25 protein-coding genes are annotated in these 23673 nt (G+C 63.0%); 7 read left to right on the top strand and 18 right to left on the bottom strand.

Going from position 1 to position 23673, the window contains the following annotated elements:
* Nucleotide 1 precedes the first annotated feature (1 nt).
* The 7 genes from G410_RS0113430 to aroQ form a co-directional block, all read right to left on the bottom strand.
* The gene (locus G410_RS0113430) at nt 2–1129 is read right to left on the bottom strand and encodes an acyl-CoA dehydrogenase family protein (protein WP_051137312.1); all 1128 of its coding nucleotides are present in this window, start codon (nt 1127–1129) and stop codon (nt 2–4) included.
* Nucleotides 1130–1245: 116 nt separating this feature from the next.
* Nucleotides 1246–1989: an energy transducer TonB gene (locus tag G410_RS0113425; RefSeq protein WP_022674182.1), complete on the bottom strand. Its 744-nt coding sequence runs from the start codon at nt 1987–1989 to the stop codon at nt 1246–1248.
* Nucleotides 1990–2043: 54 nt separating this feature from the next.
* Nucleotides 2044–2703, bottom strand: coding sequence for a DsbA family oxidoreductase (locus G410_RS0113420; protein WP_022674181.1), 660 nt, complete (start codon nt 2701–2703; stop codon nt 2044–2046).
* A gap of 29 nt (nt 2704–2732) precedes the next feature.
* Nucleotides 2733–3782, bottom strand: a complete 1050-nt coding sequence (locus G410_RS0113415; protein WP_022674180.1) for an aldo/keto reductase — start codon at nt 3780–3782, stop codon at nt 2733–2735.
* 114 nt (nt 3783–3896) lie between these two features.
* The gene (gene accC, locus G410_RS0113410; RefSeq protein WP_022674179.1) at nt 3897–5258 is read right to left on the bottom strand and encodes an acetyl-CoA carboxylase biotin carboxylase subunit; all 1362 of its coding nucleotides are present in this window, start codon (nt 5256–5258) and stop codon (nt 3897–3899) included.
* A gap of 52 nt (nt 5259–5310) precedes the next feature.
* On the bottom strand, nt 5311–5811 hold the full coding sequence (gene accB, locus G410_RS0113405; RefSeq protein ID WP_051137303.1) for an acetyl-CoA carboxylase biotin carboxyl carrier protein: 501 nt from the start codon (nt 5809–5811) through the stop codon (nt 5311–5313).
* A gap of 43 nt (nt 5812–5854) precedes the next feature.
* The gene (gene aroQ, locus G410_RS0113400) at nt 5855–6295 is read right to left on the bottom strand and encodes a type II 3-dehydroquinate dehydratase (RefSeq protein WP_022674177.1); all 441 of its coding nucleotides are present in this window, start codon (nt 6293–6295) and stop codon (nt 5855–5857) included.
* Nucleotides 6296–6401: 106 nt separating this feature from the next.
* Here aroQ and thiS point away from each other — a divergent pair, with 106 nt between their 5' ends.
* Nucleotides 6402–6602 (top strand): sulfur carrier protein ThiS, encoded by a 201-nt coding sequence (gene thiS / locus G410_RS0113395; RefSeq protein WP_028971469.1) that lies wholly within the window; start codon nt 6402–6404, stop codon nt 6600–6602.
* Between the two features lie 150 nt (nt 6603–6752).
* Nucleotides 6753–7535: a thiazole synthase gene (locus tag G410_RS0113390; RefSeq protein WP_028971468.1), complete on the top strand. Its 783-nt coding sequence runs from the start codon at nt 6753–6755 to the stop codon at nt 7533–7535.
* 41 nt (nt 7536–7576) lie between these two features.
* Here the strand turns inward: G410_RS0113390 and G410_RS0113385 are convergent, their stop codons facing one another.
* Both G410_RS0113385 and G410_RS16860 read right to left on the bottom strand, forming a co-directional pair.
* Entirely contained in the window at nt 7577–8302 is a 726-nt protein-coding gene (locus tag G410_RS0113385; RefSeq protein ID WP_022674176.1) for a LytR/AlgR family response regulator transcription factor, read from the bottom strand.
* On the bottom strand, nt 8292–9401 hold the full coding sequence (locus tag G410_RS16860; protein WP_022674175.1) for a sensor histidine kinase: 1110 nt from the start codon (nt 9399–9401) through the stop codon (nt 8292–8294). Before G410_RS16860 ends, G410_RS0113385 begins: the two co-directional genes overlap by 11 nt.
* A gap of 260 nt (nt 9402–9661) precedes the next feature.
* Between G410_RS16860 and G410_RS0113375 the strand changes: the two genes are divergently transcribed.
* From G410_RS0113375 to G410_RS0113360, 4 genes are all read left to right on the top strand, one after another.
* A complete protein-coding gene (locus tag G410_RS0113375; protein WP_022674174.1) occupies nt 9662–10210 on the top strand; it encodes a hypothetical protein in 549 nt (182 codons plus the stop codon).
* A gap of 205 nt (nt 10211–10415) precedes the next feature.
* Nucleotides 10416–10973 carry a type 1 glutamine amidotransferase domain-containing protein gene (locus tag G410_RS0113370; RefSeq protein ID WP_022674173.1) on the top strand — a complete coding sequence of 186 codons (558 nt, stop codon included), beginning with the start codon at nt 10416–10418 and terminating at the stop codon, nt 10971–10973.
* Between the two features lie 258 nt (nt 10974–11231).
* The gene (locus tag G410_RS0113365; protein ID WP_022674172.1) at nt 11232–12806 is read left to right on the top strand and encodes an alanine/glycine:cation symporter family protein; all 1575 of its coding nucleotides are present in this window, start codon (nt 11232–11234) and stop codon (nt 12804–12806) included.
* Nucleotides 12807–12995: 189 nt separating this feature from the next.
* Nucleotides 12996–13577 (top strand): YqaA family protein, encoded by a 582-nt coding sequence (locus G410_RS0113360; protein ID WP_022674171.1) that lies wholly within the window; start codon nt 12996–12998, stop codon nt 13575–13577.
* A 57-nt stretch (nt 13578–13634) separates the two neighbouring features.
* On the opposite strand, the gene G410_RS17495 is transcribed toward G410_RS0113360, so the two are convergent.
* From G410_RS17495 to G410_RS0113315, 9 genes are all read right to left on the bottom strand, one after another.
* Nucleotides 13635–14273, bottom strand: a complete 639-nt coding sequence (locus tag G410_RS17495; RefSeq protein ID WP_162604099.1) for an SOUL family heme-binding protein — start codon at nt 14271–14273, stop codon at nt 13635–13637.
* A gap of 141 nt (nt 14274–14414) precedes the next feature.
* On the bottom strand, nt 14415–14831 hold the full coding sequence (locus G410_RS0113350) for a VOC family protein (RefSeq protein ID WP_022674169.1): 417 nt from the start codon (nt 14829–14831) through the stop codon (nt 14415–14417).
* Between the two features lie 3 nt (nt 14832–14834).
* On the bottom strand, nt 14835–15230 hold the full coding sequence (locus G410_RS0113345) for a hypothetical protein (RefSeq protein WP_022674168.1): 396 nt from the start codon (nt 15228–15230) through the stop codon (nt 14835–14837).
* Between the two features lie 109 nt (nt 15231–15339).
* Nucleotides 15340–16173 (bottom strand): RcnB family protein, encoded by an 834-nt coding sequence (locus tag G410_RS17815; protein ID WP_022674167.1) that lies wholly within the window; start codon nt 16171–16173, stop codon nt 15340–15342.
* A gap of 159 nt (nt 16174–16332) precedes the next feature.
* Entirely contained in the window at nt 16333–18225 is a 1893-nt protein-coding gene (locus G410_RS0113335) for a M1 family metallopeptidase (RefSeq protein WP_028971465.1), read from the bottom strand.
* A 114-nt stretch (nt 18226–18339) separates the two neighbouring features.
* On the bottom strand, nt 18340–18744 hold the full coding sequence (locus G410_RS0113330; RefSeq protein ID WP_156851964.1) for a hypothetical protein: 405 nt from the start codon (nt 18742–18744) through the stop codon (nt 18340–18342).
* Between the two features lie 80 nt (nt 18745–18824).
* Nucleotides 18825–20708 carry an ABC-F family ATP-binding cassette domain-containing protein gene (locus G410_RS0113325; protein WP_022674164.1) on the bottom strand — a complete coding sequence of 628 codons (1884 nt, stop codon included), beginning with the start codon at nt 20706–20708 and terminating at the stop codon, nt 18825–18827.
* 44 nt (nt 20709–20752) lie between these two features.
* Nucleotides 20753–21934, bottom strand: coding sequence for a BaiN/RdsA family NAD(P)/FAD-dependent oxidoreductase (locus G410_RS0113320; RefSeq protein ID WP_022674163.1), 1182 nt, complete (start codon nt 21932–21934; stop codon nt 20753–20755).
* A 5-nt stretch (nt 21935–21939) separates the two neighbouring features.
* Nucleotides 21940–22119, bottom strand: coding sequence for a hypothetical protein (locus tag G410_RS0113315; RefSeq protein WP_028971463.1), 180 nt, complete (start codon nt 22117–22119; stop codon nt 21940–21942).
* Nucleotides 22120–22275: 156 nt separating this feature from the next.
* On the opposite strand from G410_RS0113315, the gene G410_RS0113310 reads away from it, so the two are divergent.
* Nucleotides 22276–23673, top strand: coding sequence for a circularly permuted type 2 ATP-grasp protein (locus G410_RS0113310; protein WP_022674161.1), 1398 nt, complete (start codon nt 22276–22278; stop codon nt 23671–23673).

Raw genomic sequence — 23673 nt, 5'->3', positions numbered from 1 at the left:
GTCAGCCTGCGCCGATCAGCTCGCGGCCAATCAGCATACGGCGAATTTCATTGGTGCCCGCGCCGATATCGAGCAGCTTGGCATCGCGCATATAGCGTTCCACCGGCCAGTCGGTGGTGTAGCCCGCGCCGCCGAGCGCCTGCACGGCCTCCAGCGCCACTTTCACCGCACTTTCCGACGCCAGCAGGATCGCGCCCGCCGCATCGAAGCGCGTGGTCTTGCCATTGTCGCAGGCCCGCGCAACGGCATAGACATAGGCGCGTGCCGAATTCAGCGCGACATACATGTCCGCCACCTTGGCCTGCATCAACTGGAACGCGCCGATCGGCTTGCCGAATTGCTGCCGCTCGCGAACATAAGGTATCACGGTATCGAGACAGGCCTGCATCACGCCCAGCTGCAGCCCGGCCAGCACCACGCGCTCATAATCCAGCCCGCTCATCAGCACGCCCACGCCGCCGCCGACGGGGCCCATCACATTTTCTGCCGGCACATGGCAGTCGTCGAACACCAGCTCTGCCGTGGGCGAGCCGCGCATGCCCACCTTTTCGATCTTCTGGCCGATGGAGAAGCCCGGCATGCCCTTTTCGATCAGGAAGGCGGTGATGCCCTTCGATCCTGCCGAAGCGTCCGTTTTGCCATAGACCACCAGCGTTTCGGCATAGGGCGCGTTGGTGATCCAATATTTGGTGCCGTTCAGCAGATAGCCGCCCTGCACCGCATCCGCCTTCAGCTTCATCGAGACCACGTCGGAACCGGCCCCGGCCTCGCTCATGGCAAGAGAGCCGACATGCGCGCCGCTGATGAGGCCGGGCAAATATTTCGCCTTCTGCTCCGGGCTGGCCCAGCGCGCGATCTGGTTGATGCACAGATTGGAGTGCGCGCCATAGCTGAGGCCGATCGAAGCGCTGGCGCGGCTGATTTCTTCCACCGCGATGACATGCTCCAGATAGCCGAGACCGAGCCCGCCATCGTCCTCGCTTACGGTGATGCCGTGCAATCCGAGATCGCCCATTTGCTTCCACAGCTCATCCTTAGGAAACCAATCTTCCCGGTCGACGCGGTCCGCAAGGGGGGCGATCTGCTCATCGGCAAAGCGGCGGACGGTTTCGCGGATCTGCTCGGCCATTTCGGGAAGGCCGAAATCGAAATCGGGGGTTGCTACGGTCACGCTGGTCCTCGCCTGTAAGATTGTTGCGCCCGATATATGAGGCGCGCGGGGCAGGGGCAAGGCAGGCTTTCGGTCTAGCGGCGCCCCAGCCACCAGCGTTGTTCCCACCCCACGATGTCGGATGCGGGGCGGCCATCGGTGTCGCGGGCGGGTTCATAGCGAAAGCGCTGGATGATGAGGCGGCAGGTGGTGTCGTCCAGCGCCTGATTGCCGCTGGAAATCTTCACCACGCAGCGCGTCACCCGGCCATCGGGGCCGATGTAGAGATTGGCGCCGACAATGCCTTCCACGCGCGCTCTGGCTGCTGAGGGGGGATAATCCTTCGGCGTGATCCGCCCGCTGACCAGACGCGCCTGGGTGGGTGGGAAGCCGCCGCTGCCCGCGCCGTCGCCGCCATTGCCACTGCCGGTACCGTTCCCAATGCCGCCCGCGCCACTGCCGGGGCCCGCGATATCGGACGCGCCGCTGGTTCGGTCGGTGCCCTGTTTTGGCTCGGGCGCGGCAGTGATCGGCGGCGGGGGAACTGGCAGCTTTACCACCGGTTCGGGCGCCACCACGGCGCTGGCCTTGGATTGGATATTGGGCGGAGACGCCGCGCCCTCTTCCTTCGCATCGGGTTTTGGTGTGACGGGCGGAGGGGGCGGTGGAGGCGGAGGTGCAGGCTCTTCGATCGTAAAGGTCTTGAGGCTGTCACTCGTCTGCCGCACGAGCTCACCGCCCAGGCCGGAGATCAAGGCATAGCCCAGCAGCAGATGGATCGCGATCGCCGCGATAATCGATTTGGCCCGATGGTGCCGCCAGAGAATGCTGAGATCCATATTCAGATTATAGCAGTATTAGCTGAACGAATTCTGATGGCCACATGTGCGGTGTCAGGCCGCCGCTGCTTTTTCCTCCGCGATGCGCGCCAATGCGCGTTCGAACGCTTCCGGGGGCTGGCCGCCGCTGATGACGTAGCGCTTGTCGATGATGATGGTTGGCACGGAATTGATGCCTTCGCGCCGCCAGCGTTCCTCTTCTGCGCGAACATCGGCGGCGTACCGGTCGCTCGCGAGCAGCGCGCGCGCCTCGTCGGTATCTAGGCCTGCATCACCAGCGCAGTCGATCAGCACATCATGATCCTCGGTCGCACCGCCTTCGGTGAAATAGGCGGTGAACAGCCGGTGCTTGAGCGCAAGCTGCTTGCCTTCCAGCTTCGCCCAATGGAGCAGGCGGTGCGCGTCGAATGTGTTGTAGATGCGGCCATCGCTTCGGTCCGCCATGTCGAAGCCGACATCGGCGGCGCGCTGGCGGATCATCGCCCCATTCGCCTTGCGCTGCTCGGGCGTCGATCCGTATTTTTCCGCGACATGTTCGCCGATATCCTGTCCGCCGGGTGGCATGTGCGGGTTCAGTTCGAAGGGATGGAAGGTGATGGCCGGCTCGATCGTATCGCTCAGTTCCTCCAGTGCGATCTCCAGCCCGCGCAGGCCGACGATGCACCAGGGGCACGAAACGTCCGAGATGAAATCGAAGGTCATGGTCTGGGGCATTGTCGGCTTCTCCAATCTTGCGCGTGCGATCAGTTGTCGCCGCGCGGCGCGGGCGTCATCAGGTTGCGGCGATATTCGCCCTGCCGCTCGAACATCCAGCCGGGATATTCCGACGGAAGGGCGCTGACCTTGTCGAGCGATGAGAGCTGCTCGTCGGTGAGCGCGATTTTGGTGGATGCCAGATTGTCTTCCAGCTGGGACAGTTTCTTGGCGCCCACGATCACGCTTGTCACCGCCTTCTGGTGCAGCAGCCAGGACAGGGCAATCTGCGCCATCGACACCCCATGCGCCTTTGCGATCGGGCGCATCGCTTCAATCACCTTGTCGCCGCGTCCGGTGTCAACCGGGGGGAAATCGAAATCTGCACGGCGGCCGTCTTTATCCGCGCCGTCGCCAGAATATTTGCCGGTGAGATAGCCGCCAGCCAGCGGGCTCCACACCATCAAGCCCACATCTTCGCTATCGAGCATGGGCACGATCTCGCGCTCCAGATCCCGGCCCACCAGCGTATAATAGGCTTGCAACGATTCGAACCGGGCCAGGCCGCGATTATAGCTGATACCGATCGCCTTGCTGATCTGCCAGGCGGCCCAGTTGCTCACGCCGATATAGCGGACATGGCCATGCTGCGCGAGCGTATCGAGCGCATGCATGGTTTCCTCGATCGGCGTGGCCGGATCGAAACCGTGGATTTGATAGAGATCAATATGATCGAGCTGCAACCGCTTCAGGCTGGCCTTGCAGGCATCGATGATATGATAGCGCGAATTGCCCCGGCCATTGGGGCCTTTGCCCATTTGACCATAGCCCTTGGTGGCGACCACCATCTCGTCACGCGGGATGTCGAGATTTTTCAGCGCCTGCCCGGTAATCTCCTCGGACTGGCCGGCATGATAGACATTGGCGGTGTCGATGAAATTGACGCCGGCGTCGCGTGCCGTTCCGATCAACGTCTCGGCGTCCTTCTGACCCAATGTGCCGATCTTGCCCCACATGCCGTCGCCGCCGCCGAAGGTCATGGTGCCGAGGCACAGTTCGGAGACGAAAAGGCCAGTGGAGCCGAGCTTGTTGTAGCGCATTGGGATAGATCCTGTGTTGGGGTGGCGGCCTTGGGGCAGGCCGGCTTTTCACAGGATCAATGCGTCAGGGACAGCTTCGGTTGCGCCCTATGTTTGGAGAATGAAAACCGCCCCTCAGCTCTCTCTGGCCTCACGCTCATCGGCTAGCCATTTCTCCAGCCATTTGATCGTATAATCCCCGCTGCGAAACTCGGCATTTTCCAGCAGGCGCTGGTGCAGCGGAATAGTGGTCTTCATGCCTTCGATCACGAATTCTTCCAGCGCGCGATTGAGCCGCATCAGGCAGCCTTCGCGCGTGTGGCCGAACACGATCAGCTTGGCGATCATGCTGTCATAGTAAGGCGGCACCGAATAGCCCTGATACAGGCCGCTATCCACGCGCACGAACAGGCCGCCGGGCGCATGATAAGCGGTCACTTTACCGGGGGAGGGTGTGAAATTCTCTGGATCTTCGGCGTTGATACGGCATTCTATCGCGTGGCCGCTGAAGGTGATCTCATCCTGTGTGCGGGACAGCGGTTCGCCGCTGGCGATGCGGATCTGTTCGCGCACCAGATCCATGCCGGTGATCATCTCGGTCACCGGATGCTCCACCTGCAGGCGGGTGTTCATCTCGATGAAGAAAAATTCGCCATTTTCGTACAGGAACTCGATGGTGCCCGCGCCGCGATAGGCCATGTCGGCCATCGCTTTGACCACGACGGCACCCATGCGTTCACGCTCCTCGGAGGTGATGACGGGGGACGGCGCTTCTTCCAGAACTTTCTGGTGGCGGCGCTGCAGCGAACAGTCGCGCTCGCCCAGATGAATGGCATTGCCCTTGCCGTCGCCGAACACCTGAAATTCGATATGGCGCGGATCGGCGAGATATTTCTCGATATAGACGGTGGCATCGCCGAAGGCCGATTTCGCTTCGCTGCGGGCCTGGCCCATCTGGCTTTCCAGCTCTTCCTCGTTGTTCACCACCTTCATGCCGCGCCCGCCGCCGCCGGACGCCGCCTTGATGATGACGGGATAGCCGATATCGCGGGCGATCACGCGGGCCTCGTCAAAATCCTCGACCGCGCCTGCGGAGCCGGGCACCAGTGGCAGGCCGAGCGCACCGGCCGTCTTTTTGGCGGCAACCTTGTCGCCCATCGTCTCGATATGTTCGGGCTTGGGCCCGATCCAGATGATGCCGTGGCTTTCCACGATCTCGGCGAACTTGGCATTTTCGGACAGAAAGCCATAGCCCGGATGGATCGCATCGGCCTGGCTGATTTCCGCCGCGCTGATGATCGACGGGATATTGAGATAGCTGTCGGTGGCAGAGGGCGGGCCGATGCAGATGGCCTCGTCCGCCAGCCGCACATGCATCGCGTCCGCATCGGCGGTGCTGTGCACGGCGATGGTCTTGATACCCATCTCATGGGCGGCGCGGTGGATACGCAGGGCGATCTCGCCCCGGTTCGCGATCAGCAGTTTATTAATGGCCATAAGGCTTTCGCTTGCTTTGGTTGTTCGGGCCGACCGGCAGGAAAGGCGTCAATTATTCGATGATGACCAGCGGCTGATCGAATTCCACCGGCTGGTTGTTTTCCACGAGGATCTTTTTCACCGTGCCGGCGCTGGGCGCGCTGATCGGGTTCATCACCTTCATGGCTTCCACGATCACCAGCGTATCGCCCGCAGCAACGGTCTGGCCTTCGCTGACGAACGGTTTGGCGCCCGGTTCGGACGCCAGATAGCAGGTGCCGACCATGGGCGAGCGGATGGCATTGGTATGATCATCGGCGCTGTCCGTCTGCGGCGGTTCGGCGCCACCGGTGGGCGCAGGCGCGGGCGCTGCAGCGGCTGGGGCCGGTGCCGCTACGGGCGCGGCGTGCACCTTGCGCGACACGCGGATACGACGCGGGCCGTCTTCCACCTCGATATCGGTGAGGCCGGTATCGTCCAGCATTTCAGCCAGCTCCCGCACCATCGACACGTCGATATTCATTGGCCCTTCGCTTGGGGCACCGTCATAATGTTTCTTATGGTCGTCCGACATAGGCTTTCACACCCCTGTTATGATCTTTCAAACTTGTGCTTAATCAGAGCCGCGCCGCCGCGTCCAGCGCCAGTTCATAGGAAAGCGCCCCGAAACCGCTCACCGTGCCCTTCGCTGCGCGCGCGATCCAGCTCTCATGGCGGAAGCTTTCGCGGGCGTGCGGGTTGGACAGATGCACCTCGATCACCGGCACGTCGATCGCGCGGATCGCATCGTAGAGCGCGATGGATGTGTGGGTGAAGGCGCCGGCGTTCAGCAGCACCGCCTTGGCCTTGGTGGCCGCCGCCTCGTGCAGCCAGTCGATCAGGTGGCCTTCATGGTTGGACTGGCGCAGATCGATGTCGAAGCCCAGTTCCTGCCCCTGATCCTCCAACGCCTCGGCGATGTCGTCCAGCGTCTGCGCGCCGTAAACATCGGGCTCGCGCATGCCCAGCAGATTGAGATTGGGTCCATTCAGGACGAAGATGGTCTGCCGTTCGGCCATGGATGCCCCTGTTTGCCACGCGGTTCGCGGGCGCTTTTACACGGCGGACGAAGCAAAAGTCGAGCGCCCCTCGACGAAGCGGTGCGTAGGCAGCTAAAGAACGCCCATGCTAAAGGTCATCATCAATGGCGAAGACAAGCGCGTTTCCCCCGGCAGCGTCGCCGATATGGTGCGCGCGCTGGGTTTCCAGCCGGAAAAGCTGGCAGTGGAGCGCAACCGCGAAATCGTGCCCCGCTCGATGCTGGGCGAGGTGATGGTGGCGGATGGGGACATGTTCGAGATCGTCCATTTTGTCGGCGGCGGCTGAGCGTTTGGGGCGCAGGCCCAGCAAGCCCGTTTTCAGTCCCCGTGCGCCCGTGCGAAATCGATGGGCTCGGCATCAGCGGGCCATGGAGCGGCGGCCGCTTCGGTGAAGCCAAGGCTTTATTCCAACCGCCCGCGTCCCTAAGTCACCGGCATGACTGATTCTTCTCCAGACACATGGTCCGTCGCGGGCCAGACCTTCACTTCGCGCCTCATCGTGGGCACCGGCAAATATAAGGATTTTGCCGAAAACGCCGCTGCGCTGAAGGCGAGCGGGGCGGAGATCATTACGGTGGCGGTACGACGGGTGAACGTGTCGGACCCCAGCCAGCCGATGCTGACCGATCATATCAGCCCAAAGGACTATACCTTTCTGCCCAACACGGCGGGCTGTTTCACGGCGGATGAGGCGGTGCGCACGCTGCGGCTGGCGCGTGAGGCGGGTGGCTGGGATCTGGTGAAGCTGGAAGTGCTGGGCGAGGCGAAGACGCTCTATCCCGACATGCGCGAGACGCTGAAGGCGACCGAAACGCTGGTGGCCGAAGGCTTCAAACCGATGGTCTATTGCGTCGATGATCCGATTGCGGCGAAGCAGCTGGAAGAGGCGGGCGCGGTGGCAATCATGCCGCTGGGCGCGCCAATCGGCAGTGGTCTCGGCATTCAGAACCGCGTGACCATCCGGCTGATCGTGGAGGGGGCCGGCGTGCCCGTGCTGGTCGATGCCGGGGTAGGCACCGCGTCCGATGCCGCCATCGCGATGGAACTGGGCTGCGACGGCGTGTTGATGAATACCGCTATCGCCGAAGCGAAAGAACCGATCCGCATGGCCGAGGCGATGAAGCTGGCGGTTCAGGCCGGGCGGCACAGTTATCTGGCCGGCCGTATGGGCCTGCGCCGCTATGCCGATCCCAGCAGTCCGCTGGCTGGTTTGATCTGAGCTGACCTGATGTGATCCGGGGGGCCGGCAGGGGTTTCCGGCTATCGTCCGGTCATGTCCTTGGTCTGGGCCAGATATTTCCGGCCAATCCGCAGGCTTTCGCCATTGCACAGCTGTGCGTGCCACACGCCGCCGCCCTCATGGCGCAAGCCGGTGATGAAATCCCGGCGGACGATATGGCTGCGGTGGATGCGCAGGAAGGCATCCTTGTCCAGCCGTTCTTCCAGCGCGCCGATCGTTTCATGGAGCAGATAGCTGCGCTCCCCGACATGCAGGCGCATATAGTCGCGCTCCGCCTCGATCCGGTCGATATCCTGCGCGGCAATACGCACCAGTTCTGAGCGATGGGGCACCCAGAATTCCTGGGTCCCCTGCGGGCGGAGGGGGCGCTCCTGCCGCGCTGCCATCAGACGGCTTACGGCCTGTTCCAGCCGGTCCTGCGCCACCGGTTTCAGCACATAGTCCGCCACACCCAGATCGAACGCCTGCACGGCAAAGCCATCGAAGGCGGTACAGAAGATGATTGCGGGCGGATGGGCCAGCTTGCCCAGCGCGCGGGCCACGGCGATGCCGTCCTGCCCCGGCATGGCGATATCGAGCAGCAACAGATCGACCCCGCCGGACGCCACGCGGGCAAGAGCCGCCTCTCCGTCGGACGCGGTGCCCACCAGATCGAGCGCGTTCATTCGCTCGACCAGCCGTTGCAGCCGCTCGACCGCCAGCGGTTCATCATCGACGATCAGCGTGCCCAGGGTCTCAGCGTTCATCCGTCGGGATCTCCAATTGTGCCATAAATCCGCCGTGCGGGCGCGGGCGTGCGGTAAACCCGGCTGCCCGGCCATAGCGTGCTATCAACCGGTCGCGAACATTGGCAAGGCCGATGCCGCCGGGATGCTCGCGCGGTTCCTGCGGCCCGGGGTCCGACGGGCTATCGTCGGACACCGTAATGCGCATCACGCCATTGGCGATCACCGCCGCAATGCCGATCGTCACCTGGCTGCGCGCGCGCGACACGCCATGCTTGATGGCGTTTTCCACCAGCGGTTGCAGGATCAGCGCAGGCACCGGCCGGTCCGCCGTGCCCGCGCCAAGATCGAACCGGCACCGCAGCCGATCCGGATAGCGCACGGCCTCGATATCCAGATAGAGCTGCTGGAAGCGGACCTCTTCTTCCAGCGTGACGTCCGCCAGAGGATCGCTGGTCAGGCTCATACGATAGAAATTGGCAAGGTTCAGGATCATGCTCTCGGCCCGTTCATGGTCGCCGCGCATGACCAGGGAGCTCAGCGAATTGAGCGTATTGAACAGAAAATGCGGATTCACCTGATAGCGCAGCGCCCGCATCTCCGCGTCATGGGCCACGCGGGCCGAATGCGCGGCGCTGCGTTCCGATGCGCGCACCTGCCGTGCATAGCTGAGCGCGAGAAACAGCATGGCCCACGCCACCAGAAAGAAATAGCGGCTCAGCGTCAGCTCGGCCAGCGTCTGCGCCATGGTGAGCGGCTGCACGATGCCCACATCGGGTGCTCCGGCGAAAATCCGCTCCGCATCGTAGATATTGAACAGCCAGTAATTGAACAGGCTCATGAGAAAGGCGGTCGGGGCCGCGCCTAGAAAAGCGGCCACCACGCGCCAGCCCAGCGGCTGCCGATCGACCAGCCGAAGGATCAGGCACAGGCAAAAGGTCAGGCCGATGCCGACCAGGGTCACCGCCATGCGTCGCCACAGCAATTCTTCCTGCGCCGGAAAATCCATCACCGCCGCGCGCGCGCTGTTGACGATGGCGTAGATCAGCCAGAAGAGAATGATCGATCCGAGCGCGAGGCGAAGCGACGTTCTGCTGCGATGTTGGTCGGCGGTTTTCATCGCCCGAACCACTACCGCGTGCGCCACGGTCTGTCTTGTGGGGATCTTCTCATGAGCAGGCATCGCGCGCGAAGGACGCGCCGCCGTGCGGCGCCTCGGCGATGGCCTTGCCGTGCGGCAATGTCACAGTTTTAAAACAAATTATGGCAGTTTGGCGCACGAAGCTTGCTGATGGGCGCTATCCTGCGCTTTAAGATGCCGTTAACCATGGCTGTGCGATACCGGCATGGCATCAAAATCGGGTTGGGAGCCTTAATATCATGACGGACCAGACCAGCGAAGCACCGGGAATGGTGACCTTGGCCGAGATGAAGGAATTTGCCAGTTTCACCGCGGCGACACAGCGCTATGTGCGCCGCTCGCTGGATGTCGCGTTCGAACGCGAGGATGCGGTCAAGCGCTGGAGCCGCGATGTCGGCGAAGTCGCCAGTATCCGCGCGCAGTACCGGCTCTATGAGCGGCTGGAAAAGCTGCGCGACACCATCCCGACATCGAGCGATATCGATGCCGCCGAACCGTTCATGGCCCCGCTGATCACGGTGTCGGCTTTCGATCTCGGGCAGGGGCGTATCGACAGTTTCGCCGCCTATCGGTTCCTTTACGAGCGTCTGCTTGGCGCGGACGCGCGGCCCTGGCTGCCGGGCGCATTCTGTGCCGCAGCAACCTTGCCGCAGTTGCAGCCCGAGCAGCGCAAGACGCTGCTACAGTCCATCACCGAAGCGGCGGCCACGGCCACTGGCTGGTCCAAGCGGTCCCCCAGTTTCTTCCCCGAATGGGTGGAAAAAGTAGACGCCGGCAAGGCTGGCTGACGCCGTCCTTCCCCGAATGGAACTATAAGGGGCGTCCGGTATCGGGCGCCCTTTTCGTTGGGCACCGGCATCGCCGCCTGGTGCATGCTTGCCGTTACGGCGTTCGCCGTCTCGCATGCATCGTCAGGGCACGGAACCGCAGACGACATGCGCGGTTGATCATCGAAACCGCCGCAAAGGCGGCCTAGATAAAGGAGCGTATTTCATGGCTATCGAACAGGATCTGACCGGTCTGAACATTCTCATCATCGCCACCCATGGCTTCGAACAGTCCGAACTGATCGAGCCGCGCGATCAGCTGAGCAATGCCGGGGCGACCGTGCATATTGCCTCGCTGGAAGAAGGCGAAATCAAGGGTTGGGACGAGGATGACTGGGGTGACAGCGTAGAGGTCGACAAGATCGTCGCCGATGTGTCCGTGGACGATTATGACGCCCTTGTGCTTCCGGGTGGCCAGATCAATCCCGATCTTCTCCGCGTGGAAGACAGCGTGCTCGATCTTATCCGCGAGTTCGACAGTTCCGGCAAGGTAGTGGCGGCCATCTGCCACGCGCCGTGGCTGCTGATCGAAGCCGAGATCGTGAACGGCCGCAAGGCGACCAGCTACAAATCCATCCGTACCGATCTGTCCAATGCCGGCGCCGAAGTGGTGGATGAAACGGTGGTGGTGGACGACAATCTCATCACCAGCCGCAATCCCGATGATCTCGACGCCTTTTGCGCCGCGATCGCGGAAACGGTGCTTGAGGGCGCCGACGCCTGAGGCAATCGGGCGGGGTTGTCGGCCTATCCATAGCGCGCTGGTGCAAGCGAAGCGCCTTGCACCAGCCTCCGATACAGCCAGCCCCCTATACAAAATGTCACCCTCTCCGGGTTTGCTCGGGGAGGGTTTTTCATGTCATTCGCCAGCGATGCAGGCCGCCGACGGCCCTGACCCTTGCCAAGCCCAATCGGTTCGCTAAGCCTATGCGCCAATAATGGACTGGGAGCGGCCAACGTGCCGCGAGGGGAAGTAACAGACATGGCAACCGCCGAAACGGGCACGATCGCTGCCGCCTTTGAACGCTGGACCGATCCGGTCATCAATTTCTCGGATTTCGTCTGGGGCGGCACCTGGAACGGCGTGGAGGTCATACCTTTTCCACCGATGGTCATCATCCTCTTGGGCGGCGGCCTGTGGATGATGTTCGGCCTGCGCGGCTATCCGATCACCCAGCTGATCCCGTCTTTCCGCAAATTGTTCAAAAAATCGGAAAAAGGCGGTGCCGGCGAAATCAGCCCTTTCGCGGCGCTGTCCACGGCCCTGTCCGGCCAGGTCGGTACCGGCAATCTGGCGGGCGTGGCCACGGCCATCACGCTGGGCGGACCGGGCGCGATCTTCTGGATGTGGATCACCGCCCTGATCGGCATGGCGCTGGCATTTGGCGAAGGCGCTCTTGCGGTGCGCTTCCGCGAAAAGACGACCGAGGGCGAATATCGCGGCGGCCCGATGAGCTATATTACCTACGGCCTTGGCCCCAAATGGAAGTGGCTGGCGATCCTGTTCTGCATCGGCACCCTGTTCAGCGCGCTGGTGACGGGCAACGGCATCCAGGCCAATTCGGTGGCCGATTCGATCAATGAGCTGACCGGTCTGGAAGAGTGGATCGGGGGCATCATCGTGGCGATCGCGGTGTTCGTGGTGATCATCGGCGGCATCAAGTCGATCGGCGCGGTGGCCGAGAAGATCATTCCGGTGATGGCCATTTTGTACATCATCATGGCGGTCATCGCGATCCTCATCAACATTGCGGATATACCGGAAACCTTCAGCCGCATCTTTGGCGGCGCGTTCAATGCACAATCGGCGAGCGGCGGTTTTGTCGGCGCGGGTCTGATGCTGGCGATCCGCGCCGGTGTGGCGCGCGGCCTGTTCTCCAATGAGGCTGGGCAGGGCTCCACCCCCATCGCCCATGCCGTGGCGCAGACGAACGATCCCGCCGCGCAGGGCAATTTCGCCATGCTCGGCACCTTCATCGATACCATCGTGATCTGCACCATGACGGCGCTGGTAATCCTGACCGTGGAAGGTCCCTTTCAGGCGATCGATCCGGTAACCGGCATTGCCGAGCCGGTGAAGCATGCCTGGCAGGCCACCAATCTGGAAGGCTTCAGCATGACCAGCGGCGCTTTTGCCGCAGCCTTTCCCGTCGACATAGCGGGCGTGCCCATCGGCACGCTGATCGCCTCGATCGCACTGATCCTGTTCGTTTTTACCACGCTGTTGACGTGGAGCTATTATGGCGAGCGGGCGATCACCTATCTCTATGACCAACTGCCAGGTTCCAGCGAGCGCGGCGAAAAGATCCTGCATATGATCTGGCGCGTGGTGTGGTGCGTGTTCATCTACATCGGCGCATCGGCACCGCTCGATTTCATCTGGCGGCTTGGCGACATTTCCAACGCGGCGATGGTGATCCCGAACATGATCGCGGTGCTGGCTTTGAGCGGTGTGGTGTTCGCACTGGCCCGCGGCGTGCGCACGGCCGGCAAGGATCATGGCCGCGAGACGCCGGCCGAGCTGAGCGAAGAGGTGACCGGCGCGCCGGGCCACTGATCCCGGCGCCCCTCCCGCATGCGGGAGGGGGCGGTGGCGGCCTTTGTGATTGCAGCGGCGCAATGGAACAAGCAGGGCGCGTCTGACGAACCAGCGCCGCTCAACGGAGCTGGTCTCTTTCAAGGACGCAGGAACGCACACCCCAGACCCTTCCCGCCGGCGGGAGGGGGCTTTTCTACGGAAGCCAATATGCTCAAACGCCTTTATGAATGGACGCTGGAAAAAGCGGCGCATCGCACCGCGCCGCGCTGGCTGGCCGGTATCAGTTTTGCCGAATCGAGCTTTTTTCCGATCCCGCCGGATGTGCTGCTGGCCCCGATGTGTCTGGCCCGGCCGGAACGCAGCTGGTGGTATGCGCTGGTCTGCACCATCGCATCGGTGCTGGGATCGCTGCTGGGCTATGCGATCGGCTATTTCCTGTTCGATACCATCGGACAGCCAATCCTGGATTTCTACGGGGTGGGGGAAGAGTTCGCCGCGTTCAGCGCGCAGTTCAATGCGCAGGGCTGGATCATCGTGCTGCTCGCTGGTTTTACGCCCTTGCCGTTCAAGGTCATTACCATTGCAGCAGGCGCGACCGGCATGCCGCTGCAGGTGTTGCTGTTTGCTGCAATCCTGTCGCGCGGAGCGCGCTTCTTCATCGTGGCCGCGCTGCTGCGTTTCTTCGGGCCGCCGATGAAGGCCTGGATCGACAAGCATTTCGCGCTGGCCACCACGGCGCTGGGCGTTCTGGCCGTGCTCGGCTTCGTCGCCGTCAAATATCTGATATAAAAAATGCGCCCCGGCCAATCGAAGCCGGAGCGCATGCGGTAATCTTATAAGGCAGGATCAGCCGAGCGGTTCTTCGACCGCGCGGAAAACCTCGTCCCGGCGGATCGGGGGAACGATGATCGGGCTGTTATAGCTGGCCAGCTCATGCGCGCCGATACCGGTCCAGCCGCGCTCGGCAATCCAGGCATCCAGCTTTTCCATGGTCACGTTCCAGTTGGCATCATTGGGCGCGCCTTCCACGAGGGCGGTGGCGATCAGACGCTCGGGCATATCGCGCAGGGCAACCTCGCTCGGCGGGGCAGGCAGGCTGCCCTTGGTCATGCCGTTGGGAATGACGAAGCGCACCGCCCAGCGGCCACCTTCCTCATCAAGGTCATGCGCGCCGGGGCCTTCGATCGACGCGGTGACCGGCACCGTCATATCCAGCTTGTCGCCATCGCGCGATTTGGCGAAGAAATAATCGGACAGGATGCGGAAACCGTCCTTTTCCGCCTGCTTGCGGGAGCCGGTGACCACTGTCTCCGCCACCAGATAGGGGGCGTAACGGCGCAGTTCGAAAATGCCGTCGGTGCGCACCGGGCGGAATGCCGGGCTCTCGGTCTTGGTTTCGGAGCGGGCGTACAGGCCATAGCCGATGGCGCCGGCTGCCAGCGCCGCGCCGCCGCCGATCAGGGCTTTCTTTGTTTTCGGGGTCATCATGCTCTCCATCAAAGGGGTCTCCGCCAGCGGGCGGAGGTCATTGCTTGCACAGAGAATGATTGAGGCGCGTTCCGGTTGCGCATCCGCACGTGCCGGAGCGTATTGCGCTATAGCGGCGAGCGCCGACGATCCGCAGGCCTAGCGCGCGAACAACGCTGCATCGTCGGAAAAAGCCTTGAACTCCAGGGCATTGCCGCTGGGATCAGTCAGGAACATCGTTGCCTGTTCGCCGGGAAGCCCGCGAAAGCGCACCGTGGGTTCGATAATGAACATCGTGTCGGCAGCGCGCAGCCGGTCAGCCAGCGTCTCCCAGTCCGCCATGGTTAGCACCACGCCGAAATGCGGTACCGGGACGTCATGGCCGTCAACCGGATTATGATGGGCCGTGCGTTTCTCACCGCCCAGATGGGCCACGATCTGGTGACCGTAGAAATCGAAATCGATCCACGCGTCGCTACTGCGGCCCTCGGCGCAGCCCATGACATCGCCGTAGAAAGCGCGCGCGGCGGCAAGGTCATGCACCGGAAAGGCGAGGTGGAACGGACGCAGCGCCATGGCTCAGCGGCCCCGCGGCACGGGCAGGGGCAGGTCGCCGCCGGCGGCGATCTCGGCTGCCATCAGCGGCGCACATTGGGCATAGCGCTGGCCGAGAAAGGCCATCGGATCTTCCAGGCCGGCTTGCGCGCTCTGCGCACGGGCCGATTCGGCGATGGCGGACGCGATGACATCGCGCGGCAGCCCGGTTTCCTCCAGCAGCCGCGTGCCGACCAGCCCGGCATAGGTTTTGCCCGGCGCGGCCATGGCGGGCAGACGATCGGCCCCCGGCGTGCCCTGGGCCTGCTGAAAGGCGATCAGGCCAAAGCTGGCCACGCAATCGATATCACGCTGCTGCATCGGCGCGATGCTGGCGACGGGGGCAGCCGATTGCAGTAGCAGGGCAAGAAGAAGGCTCATGAGATGTCCTTTGGTGATCGGTCACAGTCTATAAGGCCGGACGTGCAAAGCGAAAGGCCCGTACGCTTGCGCGCCGGGCCCTTGCCGTCGATGCGCCTAGAGCGCTGTCTCAGTAAAAGAAGTCGTAAACCACATCGACTGTGCGGCCATTGCGGACATCGACCAGCACCGCATCACCGAAATAGCGCACCCAGCGATAGGGGCCGTAAACCGCTGGCAGGCGATAGCGATAAGGATCGTTGATGCGATAGCGATTGCCGTAGAAGAGCGATCCCAGCGTCGCGCCTATGGACAGGCGGCTGTAACGATAGTTGCGATAGGGCGAATAATAGCGACTGGAAAACAGCCCGCGATTGTTCGCGCGGTAATTGCGCCAGTTATAGCGGCGGTCGTTGCGCCAGCCATTGTTCCAGCGATTGAAACTGCGACCATTATAGCGAAAGCGATTGTCGATCTGCTGGCCGCGCCGATAATCCTGCCGGATGTTGCGGCGCTGATCGCGGTAAATACGCCGATCGTTTCGCTGGTCACGCCGATAGTCGCGGCGATCATTACGATAGTCCCGCCGATCATTGCGGTCATTCCGCCGATCGTTGCGATAGTCCCGGCGGTCATTACGGGTATCAGCGCGGGACTGGTGGGCCATGCGCTGCGCGTGGGCCAAGGCGGCATCCTGCTGCGCGCGAATGCTCTGGCCCTGGCCGCGGTTCGCGCGGTTGCGGTTGCCCCGATCGCCCCGCTGCCGGTCGCCGCGGGCGCCGTCGCCCCGCGCCCGGTCGCCGCGCCGGTCCCGCTGCTGGTTGGCGGCATCGGCAAGCCCCGGAAGGGCGGCGCGCGCATCGGATGTCACCTGAATGTCGGCGGTCGGTACAATGGCGGCCTGCAATGCTGCCGGACTGAGGAATGTGGCTGCCATCAGGCCGCCAAGCATCACAATACGCATGATCTGCTCCTTCTATATCGGCAGACCCATCCGCCGCATGCGGGCAATCCCATATCGCCCTTGCCTGTATCCTTTTCATCCAGAGCGGCTGACCTGTTGCTGAACCATCCGGAAATGTTCAGGAAAGGATGCACTTTCCTGAACGCTTCGCGGGTTCGTTCAATTTGTCGGTTCGGCCAGAATCCGCTCGGTCATGGCGGCCGTCATCGGATGATAGCCCGATTTCGCCTGCGCAAACGCGTCCGTGGCGATCGGCCGTCCCCAGCTGCCCTGTGCGGCCAGCCCCTGATAGAGCGGGCGGATCAGCAGCATGCGGCCCACCGTGGTGAGATATTGCTTCAGGCTCGGCACGGCAGGATCGTAGCGATTGGCAATCGCGATCTCGTACCAGGCGGAGCGGACATAGGCATTGCCATTGCCGGACAGGTTCAGCCCTTCGTCCAGTTCCTGCAGCCGCGCCGCGCTCTGCTCCCTGGGAATGCCGCGCAGGAAGCGCATCCACTGCTGGGTACTCCAGCCCTGTGTATCCACCGCCGATACCGGCCCGCCCGCATTGAACGCGGCCAGTTCCCTGTCGACCTGCGCCAGCGTGGCGGACTGGATATGCACGGCATTATCGGGGAGGCCCGGCTGATAGGCCCACTGGTCCAGCTTCAACTCGCGCTCCAGCGCGGCATCGCCCTTGATCAGATGTGCGCGCAGATCGGTCAGAAAGCCCGCCGTGGTCTGCGGCTGGAAAGCGAAGCGATCGAAATAGCCGCGCAGATAGGCGTCGAACCGGTCCCGACCGACAGCCTTTTCGATGGTGCGCAAAAAGGTGGAGCCCTTGAAATAATCGAGCTGCCCGGCGGTTTCGCCCGGATCGCCGTGCAGGCGGGTGGCGGGCGCGTCCATGCCGCCCGCTGCCGCAATATCGCTCAGCATGGTGCCGTAATCCAGATCGGCGTAGAGCGCCGCGCGGTCCTTGCCATAGACCGCCTCCATGATGCGGTTCTCGAAATAGGTGGTGAAGCCTTCGTTCAGCCAGCTGTCCGACCAGGTGGCGTTGGTCACCAGATTGCCGGACCAGCTATGCGCCAGCTCATGCGCCACGACATCGGTGTTGCTGCGATCGCCGGTGATGATGGTGGGGGTGAGGAAGGTCAGCGTGGGATTTTCCATGCCGCCATAGGGAAAGCTTGGCGGCAGGACGAGCATGTCGTAGCGGCCCCAGCGATAAGGGCCGTACAGGTCTTCCGCCGCGGCAATCATTTTTTCGACATCCTGAAACTCGTCCGCAGCGGCATCGAGCATGGCCACCTCGGTATACACGCCGCTATTCGGCCCCAGCGGTTTGAACGCCAGATCTCCCACCGCCAGCGCGATCAGATAGGGCGGCACGGCGTTGTCCATCTTGAAGCGATAGCTCACCCGGCCATCGGCGGTCGGTACTCCATCGGGGGTCAGCTTGTCGCCGCTCATCACCGCGACCAGGCCCTGGGGCACGGTGATGCGTGCCTCCCAGGTCTGGCGGATGCCGGGGCTGTCCTGCGTGGGAATCCAGCTGCGATTGTTGATCGGCTGGCCCTGGCTGAACAGATAGGGCTTCTCGCCGCCCGCCGTGGCTTCCTTCGGCAGCCATTGCAGCGCCTCGGCACCCGGCGCGCTGGCGTAGCTGATCTTGATTTTGCTGTTGCCGTTCAGCCTTATCCGCAGCGGCGCGCCCAGCATCTCGTCCTGCTCGCCCACGCTGATCGGCAGCGGCGTGCCATCCATATCGGTCACAAGGTCGATCCGCAGGCCTTTGTCATCCAGCACCACGCTCTGTGCGCCCGGCTCGGCCACGATATCGAGAACCGCCGTGCCGTACACGCGCTTATTCTCGAAATCGGCGACGAGATCGAGATCGACATGCGACACCCGCGCGGTTTCCGGTTCGGCATAGGTCCAGACGTCGTCGGCGAAGCTGGCGGATTGCGCGCCATCAGCCATTGGCTGCGCGTCCTGTGCCAGCGCCATGCTGCTGACGCCGGTCAGGAGAAGGAGGGCGGCGGCGGATATGAAAGATCGCATGAAAAAATCCTGTTCGGCTGTTGCGGGCGCAAGCGCTGACCATAGACACAGCGCCGCTTTGTCCAAAACCCTAGAATGGTCTGGATTTACCTTGGCTGAAACCGGGAGCGGGGATCAGTCGTCCCGGCTGCGCGGTCCATCCTTGTCTGCGCCGAGCGGCTCGGAGAACAGCCATTCCTCCGCCTCCGCCAATGTTTCGAACATTGCGGCATCGCCCCGAACGCGCAGAATACGTTCGGTCTGCATCTTGGTGAGCGAACCGTGCCGGGCAACCGCAATCCGCGCCGCCTTATAGACGGCATTTTGAACAAGATGCTGAAATGCCGCAACGACGTCCTGCGGCTGGATGATGGCCTCGGCCGTATCGATCAGAAGGTAGAACTGGCCGGAGCCAAGGTCCATCGATTCGACGGCTTCCTGCTCCTTGCGCGCGAACGCCTCGACATCTTCGGTGGACAGGAAGCCGGACATACGTGCGATGACTGTTTTGCGCGCATGGTCGACCGATACTGTAATCACTTGGTCTATCTCCCGGACTTTAATCCATGAGAGATATTCTGTCGAAAATAGTCAGAAAAAGCAAACGGATGGCAAAATGATCAGGCGGGAATGCTTTCCAACTTTTCATTGGCCTCGATCCAGCTGGCTTCGGCAGCCGAGATCTTTTTCTCGGTTTCGCCGCGCTTTTTCATCAGCTCGGTCATGTTGAGATTGGCCAGCTCTCCGGTTGCGCTGGCGGGATCGAACATCGCCTTGTCGATCGCGCTGCGGGTGGCGGTCAATTTGGCGAGCGCAGCCTCGGCCTTCTTGGCGGCATCCCGCAGGCCCTTGTTCTTCTCGCGCTGCTGGGCGGCGGCCTGGCGGGCTTCCTTCTTGCTCATTTTCGGCTCGCTGGACTTCTTGCCCTCGTTCGCGGGCTCCTTGGCCAGCACGAAGCCGATATAATCGTCGATCGATCCATCGAACTCGCTGGCCGTGCCGCTGTCGACCAGCACCAGTCGGTCGGCGGTCATTTCCAGCATGTGCCGGTCATGGCTGACGATCACCACGGCACCCTGAAAAGCGGTGAGCGCCTGGATCAGTGCCTCGCGCGCATCGACGTCGAGATGGTTGGTCGGCTCATCGAGGATCAGCATGTGCGGCGCGTCGCGCGTGATCAGCGCCAGCGCGAGGCGTGCGCGCTCCCCGCCGGACAGCTTGCCGACCAGCGTCATCGCCTTGTCCGGGCCAAAGCCGAAGCGGCCCAGCTGCGCGCGCACCTTGCTCGGCGTTTCGCCTTTCATCAGCCGCTGCATGTGCGTCAGCGGGGTTTCGTCGCGATCGAGCTCCTCCACCTGATATTGCGTGAAATAGCCCACGCGCATCTTGCCGCTCATATTGATCTCGCCGTCCATCGGCTCCAGCTGCGCGGCGAGCAGGCGGGCGAGCGTGGTCTTGCCGTTGCCGTTGCGACCAAGGAGCGCGATGCGATCGTCCGGATCGAGCCGCAGATTGAGCCGGCTAAGGATCGGCTCCTCGGTATAGCCGACGCTGGCCATATCCAGCGTGATCAGCGGTGGGCGCAATTCGCCTGGATCTGGAAAGTCGAAGCTCAATGAGGGATCGTCGACGAGCTCGGCAATCGGTTGCATGCGGGCCAGCGCCTTGGCGCGCGACTGGGCCTGTTTGGCGGTCGATGCACGGGCGGAGTTGCGGGCGACGAAATCCTTCAGCTTGTCCCGCTCGATATCCTGCTTGGCCTTGGCGGAGGCGAGCTGGGCCTGACGCTCGGCGCGCTGCCGTTCGAACGCGTCATAGCCGCCGGGATAGAGCGTCAGCTGGCCGCGCTCCAGATGCAGGATGTGATCGACCACATTGTTGAGAAAGTCGCGCTCATGGCTGACCAGCAATATGGTGCCGGCATAGCTTTTGAGGAAATCCTCCAGCCACAGCACCGCTTCCAGATCGAGATGATTCGATGGTTCGTCGAGCAGCAGCACGTCGGGCGCGGAGAACAGCAGCGAGGCCAGGGCCACGCGCATCCGCCAGCCGCCGGAGAAACTGTCCAGCGCACGGTGCTGTGCGTCCTCATCGAACCCCAGACCGGCTAGAATACGGGCGGCGCGCGATGGCGCGCTATAGGCGTCGATGGCGATCAGCCGCTCATGCACTTCGGCCAGACGCTCGGGGCTGATCGCGTCGCCATCCTCGCTTTCTTCCATCAGCGCGGCGCGCTCGGCATCGGCGTTCAACACCTCCTCGAACGGCGTGGTGGTGCCGCCGGGGGCCTCTTGCGCCACATAGCCCAGCCGGGTGCCTTTGGGCATATCGGCGGTGCCGCTGTCGGGGTCGAGCGATCCGGCGATGACGCGCACCAGCGTGGTCTTGCCCGCGCCATTGCGGCCGACAAGGCCGACGCGCGAGCCGGGCGGCAGCGCGGCCTTCGCTCCATCGAGGATCAGGCGCCCACCAAGGCGGACGGTTATGGCGTTGAGACTAAGCACGGCGCGCGCCTAGCATTTTGTGCGTTGCAGCGAAAGCGGGCTGTTCAGTCTGCCCCGATGGCCTCGCCTGCCGCCACGCCGCTGGCCCAGGCCCATTGGAAATTATAGCCGCCCAGCCAGCCGGTGACGTCCACCGCCTCGCCAATCGCATAGAGGCCGGGCATCGCCTTGGCCTCCATCGTCTGGGAAGACAGGCCGGTGGTGGCGATACCTCCGGCGGTGACTTCCGCCTTGGCAAAGCCTTCGCTGCCATTGGGCACAAAGGTCCAGTGGGCCAACTGCCGCGCGACGCTCTCCAGCTTGCGGTCCGCGATATTGGCCAGCTCGCCGGTCTCGCCGATCCGCTCGGCCAGCGTCTCGGCAAGGCGGGCGGGAAGGGCTTCCCCAAGATGCCGTTTGATGGTGGTGCGCGGCTGAGTGCGCTTGGCCTCGATCAGCCAATCCGAGCCGCGATCGGGCAGAAAATCGATGCGCACGCTGTCGCCAGGCCGCCAATAGCTGCTGATCTGCAGGATGGCCGGGCCGGACAGCCCGCGATGGGTGAACAAGGCCGCCTCGCGAAACGCCGTCTTGCCACAGCCGGCCTCGACCGGCGCGGCCACGCCGGAGAGCGCGCGGAACAGCACATCTTCGCCGCCCAGCGTCAGCGGCACGAGCGCCGGACGTGGCTCAACGATCTTGAGCCCGAACTGCCGGGCCAGATCATAGGCAAAGCCGGTCGCACCCATTTTGGGGATCGATGGCCCGCCGGTGGCGATCACGCATGCTGGGGCAGCGAGCTGGCGATTGCCGAGCGTGACGGTGAACTGCCCGTCGGCATGTGCCACCGCCCCCGGAGCCGCGCCGAGCAGCACGTCCACGCCGCCCTTGGCGCATTCCTCCAGCAGCATCTCGACGATCTGCTTGGCCGATCCGTCGCAGAACAGCTGCCCCAGCGTCTTCTCATGCCAGGCAATGTCATAGGCGTTCACCAGATCGATGAAATCCTGCGCGGTGTAGCGGGCCAAGGCGGACTTGGCGAAATGGCGGTTGGCGGAAAGGTAGCGGTCCGCAGCGGTGTGGATATTGGTGAAATTGCAGCGCCCGCCGCCGGAAATCAGGATTTTCTTGCCGACGCGATCGGCATGATCGATCAGCGCCACGCGCTTGCCCCGCTGCCCGGCACGCGCCGCGCACATCAGGCCCGCTGCGCCCGCCCCCAGCACGATGGCGTCATAGCCTTCCACGACGGTCAGCGCTTCTTGGCAATCTTAAGCTTGTCCTGCTTGGCGCGGGCCTTGATCGATTCCTCGCTGCGGGTGAGCGCCTTGGCGATGGCCTTCAGGCCCATCCCCTTGGCCGCCAGCCGGTGCAGCGCCTGCAGCTCGTCCGGAGTCCAGGGCTGCTTGTGTCGTTCGAATTTATCACTCATGATCCGGGCCATCCCACGGGTGGGCGGCGGGCGCAATGGCCGGGAGAGCCGGTATGCCGGAACTGTCCGCCAGTCCAAGCGTAGGTTAATCGACACGGCGGCGAAACGACCGTCATTCTCTCAAGCCACCAAAGGGGAAACGATCTGTTCGATGAAATGCTAGGGAGTGGCGACGCAACACGCGAGCCATATCAGGAATATCGGCAATGGTTCGATTCCGAAGACGCCGGCAGGCTCAACCGAAAGTCTGAGCAGGCCGAAGGCTTTTTTCGCCGCACCGGCATCACGTTCAACGTGTACGGACGCGAAGAGGCCGAAGAGCGCCTCATTCCTTTCGATATTATCCCGCGCATTTTGTCCGCCCGCGAATGGCGCAAGCTTTCGCGCGGTATCGAGCAGCGGGTGCGTGCGCTGAACGCGTTCCTTCACGACATTTATCATCGCCAGGAAATCCTGCGGGCCGGCAAGGTGCCGTGGCAGCTGATCGCCAATAACGAGGCCTATCTGCCCAATATGGTCGGCGTGTCCCCGCCCGGCGATATCTATACCCACATTGTCGGCACCGATATCGTGCGGACCGGTGATGATGAGTTCTTCGTGTTGGAAGACAATGCCCGCACACCGTCTGGCGTCAGCTACATGCTGGAAAATCGCGAGACGATGCTGCAGATTTTTCCTGAGCTGTTTGCGAAGGTGCCGGTCCAGCGGGTGTCGGACTATCCGCAGTCGCTACGCCGGTCGCTTGCTGCCTGCGCCCCGCCGCGCTGTGAGGGCAAGCCACGCGTTGCCGTATTGACGCCGGGCATTCACAACAGTGCCTATTTCGAGCACAGCTTTCTGGCCGATCAGATGGGCGTCGAGCTTGTCGAAGGCCATGACTTGCGCGTTACCAACGGCAAGATCGCGATGCGCACCACGCGCGGCTATGAGCCGGTCGACGTGCTCTATCGCCGGATCGACGATGATTTCCTCGATCCGCTGAACTTCAATCCGGATTCGCTGCTGGGCGTGCCAGGCATCATGGATGTCTATCGTTCCGGCGGCATCACCATTGCCAATGCGCCGGGCACCGGCATTTCAGACGACAAGGCGATCTACAGCTACATGCCCGAGATCGTCCGCTTCTATACTGGCGAGGCGCCGATCCTGAAAAATGTGGAAACATGGCGCTGCTCCGATCCGGAAAGCCTGCAATATGTGCTCGACAATCTGGCCGAGCTGGTGGTGAAGGAGGTGCATGGATCGGGCGGCTATGGCATGCTCGTTGGCCCGGCGGCGACCGCTGCCGAGGTGGAGGAATTCCGCGCCAAGCTGAAGGCCAAGCCGGAAGGCTATATCGCGCAGCCCACGCTGTCGCTTTCTACCGTGCCGATCTTTGCCGACAGCGGACTGGCGCCGCGGCATGTCGATCTGCGTCCCTTCGTGCTGGTTTCGCCGGCGGGTATCGACATCACGCCGGGCGGTCTCACCCGCGTGGCGATGACCGAGGGGTCACTGGTGGTGAACAGCAGTCAGGGAGGCGGCACCAAGGACACTTGGGTGCTGGAGGAATAA

Origin of the sequence: Novosphingopyxis baekryungensis DSM 16222 (genome assembly GCF_000420305.1) — a bacterium.
GTDB classification, from domain to species: Bacteria; Pseudomonadota; Alphaproteobacteria; order Sphingomonadales; family Sphingomonadaceae; genus Novosphingopyxis; species Novosphingopyxis baekryungensis.
Note: the sequence above shows the minus strand (reverse complement) of the source record. Positions and strands in the feature narration are given on the sequence as shown.